The organism is Rahnella sp. AA, assembly GCF_002834385.1.
GTDB lineage: Bacteria > Pseudomonadota > Gammaproteobacteria > Enterobacterales > Enterobacteriaceae > Rahnella.
On record NZ_PITQ01000002.1, the window covers coordinates 314,486 to 328,524 of the forward strand.

12 protein-coding genes are annotated in these 14,039 nt (G+C 53.1%); 9 read left to right on the top strand and 3 right to left on the bottom strand.

Features of this window, described 5'->3' with window-relative positions; translation table 11 throughout:
* The first annotated feature begins 35 nt into the window (after positions 1-35).
* On the top strand, positions 36-1,019 hold the full coding sequence (locus CWS43_RS06260; RefSeq protein WP_101076061.1) for a LacI family DNA-binding transcriptional regulator: 984 nt from the start codon (positions 36-38) through the stop codon (positions 1,017-1,019).
* A 176-nt stretch (positions 1,020-1,195) separates the two neighbouring features.
* On the top strand, positions 1,196-2,551 hold the full coding sequence (locus tag CWS43_RS06265; protein WP_101076062.1) for an MFS transporter: 1,356 nt from the start codon (positions 1,196-1,198) through the stop codon (positions 2,549-2,551).
* 42 nt (positions 2,552-2,593) lie between these two features.
* Here CWS43_RS06265 and CWS43_RS06270 read toward each other — a convergent pair whose 3' ends face one another.
* Positions 2,594-3,799: a Bcr/CflA family multidrug efflux MFS transporter gene (locus tag CWS43_RS06270; protein WP_101076063.1), complete on the bottom strand. Its 1,206-nt coding sequence runs from the start codon at positions 3,797-3,799 to the stop codon at positions 2,594-2,596.
* 28 nt (positions 3,800-3,827) lie between these two features.
* Positions 3,828-4,535: a 16S rRNA pseudouridine(516) synthase RsuA gene (rsuA, locus tag CWS43_RS06275; protein WP_101076064.1), complete on the bottom strand. Its 708-nt coding sequence runs from the start codon at positions 4,533-4,535 to the stop codon at positions 3,828-3,830.
* Between the two features lie 336 nt (positions 4,536-4,871).
* On the opposite strand from rsuA, the gene CWS43_RS06280 reads away from it, so the two are divergent.
* Both CWS43_RS06280 and rplY read left to right on the top strand, forming a co-directional pair.
* Complete coding sequence (locus tag CWS43_RS06280) at positions 4,872-6,635, top strand: DEAD/DEAH box helicase (RefSeq protein ID WP_101076065.1); 1,764 nt, start codon at positions 4,872-4,874, stop codon at positions 6,633-6,635.
* Between the two features lie 132 nt (positions 6,636-6,767).
* Complete coding sequence (rplY, locus tag CWS43_RS06285) at positions 6,768-7,058, top strand: 50S ribosomal protein L25 (protein WP_101076066.1); 291 nt, start codon at positions 6,768-6,770, stop codon at positions 7,056-7,058.
* 237 nt (positions 7,059-7,295) lie between these two features.
* Here the strand turns inward: rplY and yejK are convergent, their stop codons facing one another.
* Positions 7,296-8,297, bottom strand: a complete 1,002-nt coding sequence (yejK, locus tag CWS43_RS06290; protein WP_101076067.1) for a nucleoid-associated protein YejK — start codon at positions 8,295-8,297, stop codon at positions 7,296-7,298.
* Between the two features lie 221 nt (positions 8,298-8,518).
* On the opposite strand from yejK, the gene CWS43_RS06295 reads away from it, so the two are divergent.
* The 5 genes from CWS43_RS06295 to CWS43_RS06315 all read left to right on the top strand — a co-directional run bounded on the left by CWS43_RS06295 (position 8,519) and on the right by CWS43_RS06315 (position 14,015).
* On the top strand, positions 8,519-8,746 hold the full coding sequence (locus tag CWS43_RS06295; RefSeq protein ID WP_015696497.1) for a YejL family protein: 228 nt from the start codon (positions 8,519-8,521) through the stop codon (positions 8,744-8,746).
* Between the two features lie 24 nt (positions 8,747-8,770).
* Positions 8,771-10,552, top strand: a complete 1,782-nt coding sequence (yejM, locus tag CWS43_RS06300) for an LPS biosynthesis-modulating metalloenzyme YejM (RefSeq protein ID WP_101076068.1) — start codon at positions 8,771-8,773, stop codon at positions 10,550-10,552.
* A 185-nt stretch (positions 10,553-10,737) separates the two neighbouring features.
* Positions 10,738-11,703 (top strand): glutathione S-transferase family protein, encoded by a 966-nt coding sequence (locus CWS43_RS06305; RefSeq protein WP_101076069.1) that lies wholly within the window; start codon positions 10,738-10,740, stop codon positions 11,701-11,703.
* A 75-nt stretch (positions 11,704-11,778) separates the two neighbouring features.
* Positions 11,779-12,021 (top strand): DinI family protein, encoded by a 243-nt coding sequence (locus CWS43_RS06310; RefSeq protein ID WP_101076070.1) that lies wholly within the window; start codon positions 11,779-11,781, stop codon positions 12,019-12,021.
* A 221-nt stretch (positions 12,022-12,242) separates the two neighbouring features.
* Positions 12,243-14,015 carry a penicillin-binding transpeptidase domain-containing protein gene (locus CWS43_RS06315; RefSeq protein WP_101076071.1) on the top strand — a complete coding sequence of 591 codons (1,773 nt, stop codon included), beginning with the start codon at positions 12,243-12,245 and terminating at the stop codon, positions 14,013-14,015.
* The last annotated feature ends 24 nt before the right edge of the window (positions 14,016-14,039 follow it).

Genomic DNA, 14,039 nt, shown 5'->3' on the forward strand with positions numbered 1-14,039 from the left:
AGGTATATTTTCAGCCCCAACCAGGAAAATTCCGCATGAGAAACCAGCGCGTGACACTGCAGGACATCGCACAACTGGCTGACGTCACGAAGATGACGGTCAGCCGTTTTCTGCGCACGCCGGAAAAGGTGTCTCCTGAAACCCGAGAACGCATCACTAAAGTGATGGAAGAAGTGGGTTATCCGCTGGAAGAAGCGCGCGGGCCGGCCAAAGCGCCACGCATCGGCATTCTGGTGCCCTCGTTTAATAATCAGATTTTCTCCGATTTACTGGCCGGTATTGAGTCCGTGACGTCCGCGCAGGGTTATCAGACACTGGTCGTGAATTACGATTACAGCAAAGACCGTGAAGAAGAGCATATTATCAACCTGCTGGGTTATCAGCTGGCGGGGCTTATTCTCACGGATTCCGTGCACACGCTGAAAGCCGATAAGTATCTGAATGCGGCCGAGATCCCTGTCGCGCAGGTGATGGATCTTGATGATCCCCACGGGCGTATCGCGGTCGGTTTTGATAACCAGCAGGCCGGTTACGATATGGCCAACACCCTGCTCGCCAGCGGCAAAGAGCATGTGGTGTATTTCGGTTCGATGTCTGACGCGCGTGATCAAAAACGTTATCAGGGCTACAGCCGGGCGATGACTGAACGCGGGCTGACGCCGGTACACATTACGCCGAACAAGGTTTCCTCAGTCTCCATTGGTGCCGGTATGCTTTCAATGGCGCGCCAGCTCTATCCACAAACCAACGCGATTTTGTGTACCAACGACGATCTTGCCGTCGGCGTGTTACAGGAATGTATAAAACTGGGGATCCGCGTACCGCAGGACATGGCAATTTCCGGTTTCCACGGGCTGGATATCGGGCTGGCCACCACGCCGTTGCTCGCCAGCGTCATCACACCGCGCTTTGAAATGGGTAAGGTCGTTGCCGAAATATTACTGAAGAAAATCAAAAATCTGCCGACCATAGAGCGTGTCGATCTGCACTATCAGATTTCCCTCGGCGGCACGATTTAACGCTCCCTTTCCCTCAATTTTCCTCTTATCATGCTGCACGCTGACGTCGGTGCCGGATCACGTATGTGGTAACACCTTTTCTTAACATAATTCAACGTGATTCGTGTCACGAAATACTTTCCTGAAAATGCTTTTATTAGGCCATCCCCGGATGTCGAGTAAACAGAGGAAAGACGATGAATAATAAAATTCCCAAGGCCCGCTGGTTACGTGTAATCACCCCGATTCTTATCGCCTGCATTATTTCATTCATGGACAGGGTCAATATAAGTTTCGCCATGCCCGGCGGAATGGACGCAGAATTAGGCATCACCGCATCAATGGCCGGTCTGGCTGCCGGTATTTTCTTCATCGGTTATTTATTTCTGCAGGTTCCCGGCGGCAGCCTGGCGGTTCACGGCAGTGGCCGTAAATTTATCGCCTGCTCGCTGATTGCGTGGGCGGTGATTTCCATTCTGACCGGCTTTATCACCAACCAGTACCAGTTGCTGTTCTTACGTTTTGCGCTGGGTGTGGCAGAGGGTGGTATGTTGCCGGTGGTGCTGACGATGGTCAGTAACTGGTTCCCGGATAAAGAACGGGGGCGCGCCAACGCTTACGTCCTGATGTTTGCCCCGCTAGGTGGGATGATCACCGCACCGCTGTCAGGGCTGATCCTGGACACGCTCGACTGGCGCTGGCTGTTTATCATCGAAGGGACCTTATCTTTCGTGGTGATGTTGTTCTGGTGGTTCACCATCAGCGACCGGCCGGAAGAAGCGAAATGGTTGTCAGAGCGTGAACGCGATTACCTGGTCACCGAATTAAACCGTGAACGCGAAGCACTGCGGGCGCTGGCACCGGTGAATAACGCGCCGCTCAAAGAGGTATTTCGCAATAAATCTATCGTTAAACTGATTGTCATTAACTTCTTCTATCAGACAGGGATTTATGGCTACACGCTGTGGCTGCCGACTATCCTGAAAAACCTGACCGGCGGCGACATGAGTTCAGTCGGCATGCTGGCGATTATCCCTTACGTAGGCACCATGCTGGGGATCCTGGCGATGTCAGTGCTGTCTGATAAAACCGGCAAACGCCGCATGTTTATCGCCCTGCCGCTGTGTGGCTTTGCAGCCTGTCTGGCGGCGTCCGTGGCTTTCGGCCACAACATTATGGCGGCATATGGCTTCCTGGTCGGTGCCGGTTTCTTCCTGCAAGCCGCCACCAGCGCCTTCTGGACCATTCCGGGCAAAGTGACCACGCCGGAAGTGGCAGGCAGTGCGCGTGGTGTGATTAACGGCTTAGGGAATCTGGGCGGTTTCTGCGGCCCGTATCTGGTCGGTGTGTTAGTCAGCCTGTACGGCCAGAGCACGGCGATTTATGCACTGGTCGCGTCCTTGCTGATTGCTGCGCTGGTCACGACGCTGTTGCCGAAAGAGTGTGATATGGCGCTGGTGCCGGGCGCAAAAGCCAAAGCAATGGCCGACGAATACGCCAGAGCTAAAGCGGCGCTGAGAGTTCGGGGAGTGAAAGCAGAAATTACCGGTTAGTTTGTAGCTCCCTCCCCTTCACAAGGGAGGGAGCTCTATGAATCACACCGCTTCGGCGACAACTTTCGCAGGACGGCTGGCATACAGATACAGCAACGTGGCGGAAATCACGCAAAACGCCATAGACCCTACCATCGGCCAGGCGCTTTGGGCCGTAAACAGCGACAGCACTGAACCTATTGCCGCACCGGTACCAAAACGAATTGTTCCGGCCAGAGAAGCCGCTGTTCCTGCCATGTGCGGAAAATCATCCATGATGACGGCCATCGCATTCGATGTAACCATCGCGATTACGCCAACATATCCCGCCACGCCAATCACCATCGCCCAGAACGGCAGCCCGAACGCGCACACTACCACCAGCCAGATGCCCATCGTCAGCTGAACAAACAAGCCGAAGCGGAACATTTTCACCGCGCCCGCACGGCGTACGTTGCGGCTGTTAATCAGCGTCAGGATCACCAGCGCGACAATGTTCAGCGCAAAGTAGAAACCGAAATGCTGTGGCGAAACGTTATTGAGTTCGATGTAAACGAACGGCCCGGCGCTGAGGAAGGAGAACATTCCTGCGAACGAGAAACCGCTCGCCAGCATGTAGCTCAGCACGCGCTTGTGACGGAACAGGGAGACGAAATTGCCCACACTGGTACGCAGGTGGAATTTTTGCCGCCGCTCTTTGGGCAGCGTTTCCTTGATGTAAACACCCACCAACGTGGCGGCGATCAAAGCCGCAATCGCCATCGCCCAGAAAATCGCGTGCCAGCTGAAAATTGCCATCAGCAGGCCACCGAGCATCGGTGCCAGCAGCGGCGCAACGGTCATGACCAGCACCACAAAAGACATCATTCGCGAGAATTCGTCTTTGGTGAACATGTCACGCATCAGCGCATTAATGACCACGCTGGCCGCCGCCGCCGCTAAACCGTGCAAGAAACGCATCCACACCAGTTGTTCGACCGACTGCGCGAGCGCACAGGCCCCCGCCGCTACAGCAAAGACCAGAACGCCCCAGAAGATAACCGGCTTACGCCCGAGGCTGTCGGCCATCGGTCCGTAAAACAGCTGCCCTATCGCAAAACCCAGCACATACGCGCTGAGGGTCATTTGCACACTGCCCGCCGGAACACCATATTCCTGTGCGATAACGGGCATACTTGGCAGATACATATCGATAGCTAATGGCATCAGCATCGATATCAATCCCAGGATGAAAATCAGTCCGATGTGGGATACCGGTTTTTCTTGCACTTTCAGCTGCTCCAGTTATCAGAAAAAACTATCGCGAGGGAACGCCAACGCTGGCAATTTCCTGCTCAGTTAAAGGCCGGTACTGTCCCGGTTCTAAATCTTCATCCATTACGATTTCACCGATCCGCTCACGGTGCAGCGCGACCACGCGATTACCGACCGCCGCAAACATGCGTTTCACCTGATGATAACGCCCTTCGCTGATGGTCAGACGCACCAGATTCTCTTCGATTTGCTCAAGCTTCGCCGGTTTGGTCAGGGAATCTTCATTATGCAGTTGCACGCCCGCTTCAAACTGCGCAGCCGTGTCGTCAGCCAGCGGGTTTTCGAGCGTCACCAGATAGGTTTTCTCGCAATGATGGCGCGGTGAAGTGATGCGGTGTGACCACTGACCGTCGTCAGTCATCAATACCAGACCGGTAGTATCAATATCCAGACGTCCTGCGGCATGCAGCTTGTAAGCGACCGGCTCTTCGAGGAAGTACAACACCGTCGGGTGATCCGGATCGTCGGTGGAACACACGTAACCCTGCGGTTTGTTAAGCATGAAATAGCGCGGGCCGGTGATTTGATCCAGCACGTTGCCGTCGAATTCTACACGCTGCTCAGGGCTGATTTTCATTGAACCGGTTTTGACGATTTCACCGTCAACGGTGACACGTTTGTTGCGAAGCTCACGTAAAACGAGCGCGCGGCTTACACCTAATTGCTGAGAAAGAAACTTGTCCAGACGCATTGGATCGACTTGCCTTCATGGCGATCTGAGTGATCGCGTTACTGATAAAACACAAGACCCCGCCATCGCAATCAAGCAACTGACAGGGTTCAGGGTTGTTCGGTTCGTAATACTTTCAATTCGTCATAATTTCAACGAGTGATGATTACTTCGGGGAGGCGGATACACTACCGCATTGAGAGCAGTAGTATAGCCGCGCATACGGGAAGGAAGAAGGGAAATAAGCAGGCTAAACATTCACGGCCAGTGATTTTTTTGTACATCGCCATCGGCCCGATTTATTGGCATACTTAACACTGTATTTATTAACAGTAAGATTAGCAGGTCATCATTGTCGTGAGCGCTTTTACCCTTCGCCCCTATCAGCAAGATGCCGTGGATGCCACGCTGCGTCATTTCCGCCAGCACGATGAACCGGCAGTGATCGTACTGCCCACCGGCGCAGGAAAAAGCCTGGTGATTGCCGAACTGGCAAGGGTTGCGCGCGGGCGCGTACTGGTGCTTGCCCATGTCAAAGAGCTGGTGGCGCAGAACCACAGTAAATATCTCTCTTACGGGCTGGAAGCGGATATCTTCGCGGCGGGTCTGAATCTCAAGCAAAGCAGCGGCAAAGTGGTGTTCGGCAGCGTGCAGTCCGTCGCGCCCAATCTGGCAGAGTTCAGCGGCGAGTTTTCCCTGCTGATTATCGACGAGTGCCACCGTATTTCCGACGACGACAACAGCCAGTACCAGCAAATTATCGGCCACCTTAAAGCGCAAAACCCGCGTTTACGGCTGCTCGGGCTGACGGCTACGCCCTACCGTCTGGGCAAAGGCTGGATTTATCAGTATCACCATCAGGGCATTGTGCGCGGCGATTCCAACAGTTTATTCCGCGACTGTATTTATGAACTGCCCCTGCGCTATATGATTAAAAACGGCTTTCTGGTGCCGCCGGAGCGGCTCGATATGCCGGTGGTCAGCTATGATTTCAGCCGGTTGCAGGCCAACAGTAACGGGCTGTTCAGCGAGGCGGATCTTAACGATGAGTTGCGTCAGCAAAAACGCATCACGCCTCATATCATCAGCCAGATTGTTGAATTCGCGCACGATCGCAAAGGCGTGATGATTTTTGCCTCAACGGTGGAGCACGCCGGTGAAATTTTCGGTTTGCTGCCCAAAGGCGAAGCGGCGCTGATCAGCGCACAAACGCACGCCGTCGAACGCGACCGGCTGATCACGGCCTTTAAGCAGCAGGAACTGCGCTATCTGGTGAACGTCTCAGTGCTGACTACCGGCTTTGACGCGCCGCATGTGGATCTGATTGCGATACTGCGCCCGACCGAATCCGTCAGCCTTTATCAGCAGATCGTCGGGCGCGGGCTGCGTCTGTCGCCAGGCAAAACGGATTGCCTGATCCTCGATTATGCCGGAAATCCGCATGACCTGTTTACACCGGAAGTGGGCAGTCACAAACCCGCGGGCGACAACAAACCGGTGCAGGTGTTCTGCCCGGCCTGCGGTTTCGCCAACATATTCTGGGGGAAAACCACCGAAGACGGCACGATCATCGAGCACTTTGGCCGCCGCTGTCAGGGCGTGCTGGAAGATGACGACGGTAACCGTGAACAGTGCGATTTTCGTTTCCGTTTCAAAAGCTGCCCGCACTGCGGCGCGGAAAACGATATTGCCGCCCGCCGTTGTCATCAGTGCCAGGAAATTCTGGTCGACCCGGACGATATGCTCAAAGCGGCACTGCGTCTGAAAGATGCACTGGTCTTACGCTGCGGCGGCATGAATCTGGAGCACGGACGCGACGACAAAGGTGAATGGCTGAAAATAACTTATTACGATGAGGACGGCGCGGACGTTTCCGAGCGTTTCCGCCTGCAAACACCGGCTCAGCGAATGGCATTTTTGCATAACTTCCTGCGCCCGCATCAGCGCGCACCGGGTATCGCGCTGGAATGGCAAACAGCGGCCGATATCGTGGCGCAGCAGCCTTTGCTCCGCCATCCGGATTTTGTGGTTGCCCGGATGAAAGGCCAGTTCTGGCAGGTGCGCGAAAAAATGTTTGATTATGAAGGCCGTTACCGGCGGGCAAATGAACTGCGCGGGTAATAAACAATAGGTCTTTTAGTCCTACCCATTATCCGGTATTATACCGCCCGCTTTCGCCATGCGAAGGCTGCAGTACTCAACTCGTCACTCGGTCGCAGGTGGCGGGGCAAACTTTCTAATAGAGAAACATACATGTTCACTATCAATGTAGAAGTACGTCCACAGGACGAGCAGGGCAAAGGTGCGAGCCGCCGCCTGCGTTTAGAAAACAAATTCCCAGCTATCGTTTACGGTGGCTCAGCTGCTCCAGTTTCTATCAAACTGGACCATGATTCTGTTAAGAACATGGAAGTTAAAGCGGAGTTCTACTCTGAAGCGATTACTCTGGTTATCGACGGTAAAGAAACCAAAGTTAAAGTTCAGGCTGTACAGCGTCACCCGTTCAAGCCAAAACTGGCTCACATCGACTTCGTTCGCGTTTAATCGCTGACTGAGTTGTTGCGCATCGGGACGCCGTGCGAGAACAAATAAAAAACGCCGCCATAGCAATATAGGCGGCGTTTTTTATTGTCTGCGATTTACCGGGGATGCCGGAATACCCTAAATAATTCAGGTTGCAGGAAGGCGGCAAGTTCGCGAATCCCCGGGAGCTTAGATAACTAAGTGACCGGGGTGAACGAGCGCAGCCAACGCGCCTGCGGCCTGAAGTATGACGGGTATTTATTTGCCCGCTTTACGCTGTAACTGATCCCGCAGATTCGGCGGAGTGCCTTTAATGGTCAGCGTATCGGTCGCCGGATCCCAGAAAATACGTTCGCCCATTAACATCGCGTCGAAGTTAATACTCAGGCCACCGCCGCTGCCGGCAAATTTGGTGAGCTGGCGTAATGTGCTGCGATCGGCCGGGAACGTTTCTTCCAGCTGATAACCCTGTTCCTGCGTGAATTCTTTGAATTTCTTGTCATTCCACGGCGGCAGCTCTTCGGATAAATCATCCAGCGCGATTTCTTCGCCCGCCTGCAACTGCTCATTGCAGTAGGTATATACCTGCTGACGATAGTTCTGACGCTCGTTTTTATCGAGCTGCGCTTCAGCACAGAAATCATCTACCGCCTGCAACAAACCGCGGTTTTGCGCCTTGGTATCCAGGCCTTCAGAAGCGCCCAGGAAATCCATGAAGAAGTCAGAAACTTTGCGCCCTACGCGGCCTTTCAGGAAGGTCAGGTAGCGGGAAGATTCCGGATTGGTTTCCCATTCGGTCAGATCAATACGCGCCACGATATCGGCGTGGTTGATATCAAGATAATGGATGCTGCTGACGTCCAGCTGTTCGTTGACACGCATGCTGCTGCGGCTGTTAAGCACGGCAACCAGCAAATATTCCACGGCCAGGAAACGGTAATGACAAAAAAGCACCACGCCGCCTTCTGCGAAGGGATATTTGGCCAGCTCATCGCGAAGACGCCCGGTCGCGGCACGGCTGAATGACAGGAAATCATCGTCCCCTTTACGACAACTGCGCAGCGCCGCTGACAGTTCGCTGTCCTCGTTGAACAGGCCGTACGCTTTGCTTTTGGCGCTGTAAACACGGTGCAGCTCTGCCATCATTTCATCAACGGCGGCATTTGGGGTCAAAAGCGTATCGCGCAGCACAACATCCAGCGTTTGCTCATCACGTTTGTTCAACTGGTGCAGAGCGATCTGCTCAATATCCAGACTCATGGGGGCTTTCTCCTGTAAGAATTGCAGCCGTGTAAGAAGGGCTTGCCTGCGGGCGTATTCAAACACCGAAGCGCCAAAGCCGCAACCTGTTCCAGCCCCTGAAATACTGATTAATAGATGCGATCGCTACCCCGACACGCCCTCCGTTATAAAAATGCGGAAAGTGGTGGCGTGATCAGCTAAGATATTGGACTTTGTCAGATCAAGAAGCACATTACTCTATGGCACAATCATCCCGTTACAGTGACGAACACGTTGAACAACTTCTTTCCGAGTTAGCAACGGTTCTGGAAAAACACCGCGCCCCGACTGACCTTTCTTTGATGGTTCTCGGCAATATGGTGACAAACCTTATTAACACCAGCGTCGCTCCTGCACAGCGTAAAGCATTGTCCCAATCTTTTGCTAAAGCTTTGCAAGCGTCGATAAGAGAAGATAAAGCCCATTAATCCACAAATTGCCCAATACCTCTCATGGTGACAAATCGTCAGCGTTATCGCGAAAAAGTATCCCAGATGATCAGCTGGGGCCACTGGTTCGCCCTGTTTAATATTCTGCTCATTCTTGGGCTCGGCAGCCGCTACCTGTTTGTTTCTGACTGGCCTTCTTCATTGCAAGGGCGTATTTACGCGCTGGTCAGCTGGCTTGGGCATTTCAGCTTTATCGGTTTCTCGGCCTATTTGCTGATCATCTTCCCGCTGACATTTGTGGTGATGTCGCAGCGCTTGCTGCGATTTTTATCCGCCATTCTGGCGACCGCCGGGCTGACACTGCTGCTGGTTGATACCGAAGTCTTCACCCGTTTCCATTTACATGTGAATCCGGTGGTCTGGGAACTGGTGGTCAACCCAGGTCAGGGGGAAATGGCACGCGACTGGCAACTGATGTTTATTGCCGTGCCGCTCATTTTCCTGCTTGAGATGCTATTTGGCACCTGGGCATGGCAAAAACTGCGCAGCCTGAACCGTCGCAATTTCGCCAAGCCGATCGTCATTCTGTTCATTGCCAGCTTCTTTGCTTCGCATCTGATGTACATCTGGGCCGATGCGAACTTCTACCGCCCAATCACGATGCAACGCGCGAATCTTCCGCTGTCGTATCCGATGACGGCACGTAAATTCCTTGAGAAACATGGCCTGCTCAACGCCGAGGAATACCAGAAGCGGCTTATCGAACAAGGGAACCCTGAAGCGCTGGCGGTCGAATATCCGCTCAATACCATCAGCTTCAACAAAACCGGTTCTAAGTACAATTTGCTGATGATCGTGCTTGATGGTGTACATACCACCACGCTGGATCAGGATATGCCGGCGCTGAGCGATTTCGCCAAACACAATATCCGTTTTGACCAGCATTTCAGCTCCGGAAACCGTAACGATACCGGCCAGTTCGGTCTGTTCTATGGTATTTCGCCAAGCTATATGCAGGGCATTCTGGCGGCACGCAAGCCTTCAGCGCTGGTCACATCGCTGGAACAACAAGGCTATGAATTTGGTTTATTCGCCTCTGATGGTTTTAACAGCCCGCTGTATCGTCAGGCGCTGCTGACTGACTTCACCCTGCCGCCACCGGTGAAACAATCTGATGAGCAGACGGTTTATCAATGGCAACAATGGTTGAATGTCCGCGGCAATGGCCCGTGGTTCTCCTATGTCAGCCTGAACGGGATCAGCAGTTCATTGCGTCAGGATGGTGCCAGCGTACCGACGGGGAATACCTTTATCCACCGGTATCAGGCTGGCGCGAAGAGTGTTGATGAGCAAGTCCGGAGCATCCTGCAGTCGCTGCAAGACCGGGGTGAACTGGATAAAACCGTGGTGGTCATCACTGCGTCTCACGGGATTGAGTTTAACGAAAACGGTACCTGGGGCTCAGGTAATGCAATGAACCGCCGCCAGTTGCAGGTTCCGCTAATTATCCACTGGCCTGGCACACCGGCACAAAGTATCAATAAGCTGACAGACCATGCCGATGTGATGACGACGCTGATGCAGCGGCTGTTGCATGTCACCACCGCCCCTGCCGATTACTCGCAGGGTGAGGATTTGTTTGCCGCCAAGCGCCGCCATAACTGGGTTACGACCAGCGATGACGGCACGCTTATCATCACGACCCCGGACCAGACGCTGGAACTGGAGAGCGACGGCGACTACCGGGCCTTCGACAGCAACGGTAAACGGATTAAAGATCAGAAACCGGAGCTTGGATTGTTGCTCCAGGTGCTGACGGATGAAAAGCGCTTCCTGGCAAACTGACATAATCCGCTGACATTGAAGACGAAAAGCCAACCCTGACCGGTTGGCTTTTTTATTGGCCTCCCTGCGTTCAAATTATTTGACCTTCTTTTTGAAAATTATGTCGTTTATTGCGTGGCCCGAAACCGTTACGTTGGAGGCTTCACAATAACAACATCATAAAAATTCAGCGGAGTGCATCCATCGTGTCTGGACTGGTCAACGGAAAATGGGTAAGCGGCGACGTCGCGAAAGAAGAAATTAAAAACGGCGCGTTTCATCGTGAAGAAACGGCCTTTCGTGAAACACACATTGAGCCACAGGCTGGACGATACCAGCTTTTCGTTTCTTATCTGTGTCCGTGGGCCTCGCGCACGCTGATCTTCCGCCATCTGAAAGGGCTGGAAAAGTTTATTTCCGTTTCCATCGCACAACCGGTCATTGGCGAAAATGGCTGGACGTTCGATGAGCCGCAGGATGTCGGAGATAAAATCCCGGCCATTCGCCACGTTCATGAACTGTATACCGCCAGCGATGCACATTACACCGGCAAAGTTTCTGTGCCCGTTTTGTGGGATCGCCAGGAAGGCCGCATCGTGAACAACGAATCAGCTGACATCATTCGTATCCTTAACCACGCTTTCGACGCGCTGAACGGTAATCAGGATGACTTCTACCCTGCCCCGCTGCGTGAGGAGATCGACCGCTGGAACGAAGTTATTTATCACGACGTCAATAACGGTGTGTACAAAACCGGCTTTGCCAAAACACAGGAAAGCTACAATGATGCGGTCACCCGGCTTTTCAGCACGCTGGGCACGCTGGAAGCTCACTTAGACAGCCACCGCTATATTGCAGGTGAATATCTCACCGAAGCTGACTGGCGTTTGTTTGTTACCCTGGTACGTTTCGACAGCGCTTATCACGGTGCTTTCAAATGTAACGTACGGCGTATCGAAGACTATCCTAATCTTTCAAATTATTTGCGCGAACTCTATCAGTGGCATGGGATCAGCGACACCGTCAACCTCGCGCATATTAAACAAGGGTATTACGGCATTCTGTGGCTCAATCCAACGGGCATCGTTCCGGCTGGCCCCGAATTAGATCTCCGCCGCCCCCACAACCGCCAGCGCCTCAACGGTCGGGGAATTTTCAAAATAGCAGGCTAAAAACTGCTTGGACCCGCAAAGATAACACTGTATATTTCACCAGTTATTTCTCCCTGTCTTTTTATGAGGAAAGCTATGCGGGTCGAACTGATTTTTGACAAACGGAATGTCTCCGGCATCCCCAATGCCAGCGAAAAAATTGAAGCAGAACTGGTTAAACGGGTTCACCGGCTGTTTCCTGAAGCGGAAGTAAAAGTGAAACCGATGCAGGCTAACGGGCTGAACACCCACGGCGCCAGCAAGCAGGAACGTTCGCAATTAAACCAAATGTTAGAAGAAATGTTTGAAGAAGCCGACGATTGGCTTTCTGTGGAGTAAAAATGCACTCCACCGTTGCACTTGCTTACAAAGGGCAATTGAAATAAACAATCCATAGCTATGGCTTAATATAAGATGTGCGTGTTATACGAAATTCATTATCTATCAGAGCGATGAGTTGCACTTATACCGGGTACAGGCTGGGTTAATTTTATCCGGCAATGTGTCCGCCGCTTCATCGCTTTTCGCTTCAAACACGTCAATGACTTTGCGAAACAGCCATGCCAACGAGCCCAAAGAAATCCAGCGCCCAACCTAATTTTTACGCCAAGCGCTTTGCGCTGATTTGCCTCGGTATCGTTTGCTGTATGGTGTTCCTTCTTGGCCGTATCGGCTATCTGCAGCTTCTCAGCCAACCCATGCTGGAAAAAGAGGCAGACTCCCGCTCTCTGCGTTCAAGCATTATTCCGGCCGGGCGCGGCACCATCGTGGACCGCAACGGGCATCCGCTGGCGCTGAGTGTGGCATCGAAAGATATTATTGCCGACCCGTTCCGCGTTCTCGAATTGCACAGTGATCTGAACAGCCCTAAATGGCAGTATCTGGCCTCCGCGCTGAATATGCCGCTTTCCCAGTTACAACAAATGATTACCAGCGATCCTCAGCGTCGCTTTGTTTATCTCGGCCGTAAAATTGAAGAAGGCATTGCGGCAGATATCGGCCAGTTACGTCTGGGTGGTGTCAGCAGCCAGAACGATGACAGCCGTTATTATCCGATGAGTGAAGCCGCAGCAAACCTGGTCGGCGTCGTTGGGACGGATAATCAGGGTCTAACCGGCATCGAAAAAGGCTTTAACACATTGCTGCAAGGCAAACCGGGCATGCGCGAATATCGCCAGGACCGGCATGGCAATGTGGTCGGCATATTAAAAGAAGTGGCCCCACAACAACCGCCGACCATTAACCTGAGCATCGACAGCTTTATGCAGTACGTGCTGTATTCCCGCCTGCGTGATGGTGTCATGCTCAACCAGGCTGAATCCGGTGCTGCCGTTCTGGTGGATGTCAGTACGGGTGAGATATTAGGGATGGCATCCTACCCTTCCTATAACCCGAATAACTATGCCGGCGTTCAGGCAAAAGATATGCGAAACGTGGCAATCAGCGACAGCTTTGAGCCAGGTTCAACCGTCAAACCTCTGGTGGTCATGGCGGGCCTGAATCGTCATATGATCCGCCCGGACTCCGTTCTCGATACGCATCCGTACACCGTAAACGGACACCTGATTAAAGACGTCGGCCACTGGCCGGCGCTCACCATCACCGGCATTTTACAAAAATCCAGCGACATTGCGGTTTCACATATTGCTCTGGCCATGCCCGCCAACGTTCTGGTCCAGCTTTACCAGTCTTTTGGCCTGGGCAAAGCAACAGACTTAGGCATCGGTGGCGAAAGCAGCGGCTATTTCCCTTTGCACCGTGACCGGTGGGCAGATATCGAACGCGCGACCTTCTCGTTTGGATATGGTCTGCGTGTCACACCGCTACAAATTGCCCGCGAATACGCCACGATTGGCGCAGAAGGCATTTACCGCCCGCTATCCATTACCAAGGTGACACCGCCGGTGCTGGGCACCCGCGTAATGTCGGCTGACGTGGTGAAAACCGTTATTCATATGATGGAAAGTGACGCCCTGCCGGGGGGCTCCGGCCTCAGCGCTGCTGTTCCAGGCTATCGTCTGGCGATTAAAACCGGTACGGCAGAAAAAATGGGGACAAGTGGTAAATACGATGGCGGTTACATCAACTATACCGCAGGCGTAGCACCGGCCAGTAATCCGCGCGTAGCGCTGGTGGTTATGGTCAATAATCCGCAGGCCGGCAAGCACTTTGGCGGGTCGGTCGCAGGCCCGATCTTTGGGCAAATTATGGGTGAAATCCTCAACCATATGAATATTGCGCCTGATGCATTGGTGCCGGAAACACCGCCAACGACTATCATCAACGGCGGTCAGAAAACGGATCTAGTGAGACGCCCGGCAACGGATGGTTAAACGAACGCGATAAAAATCCCTGAC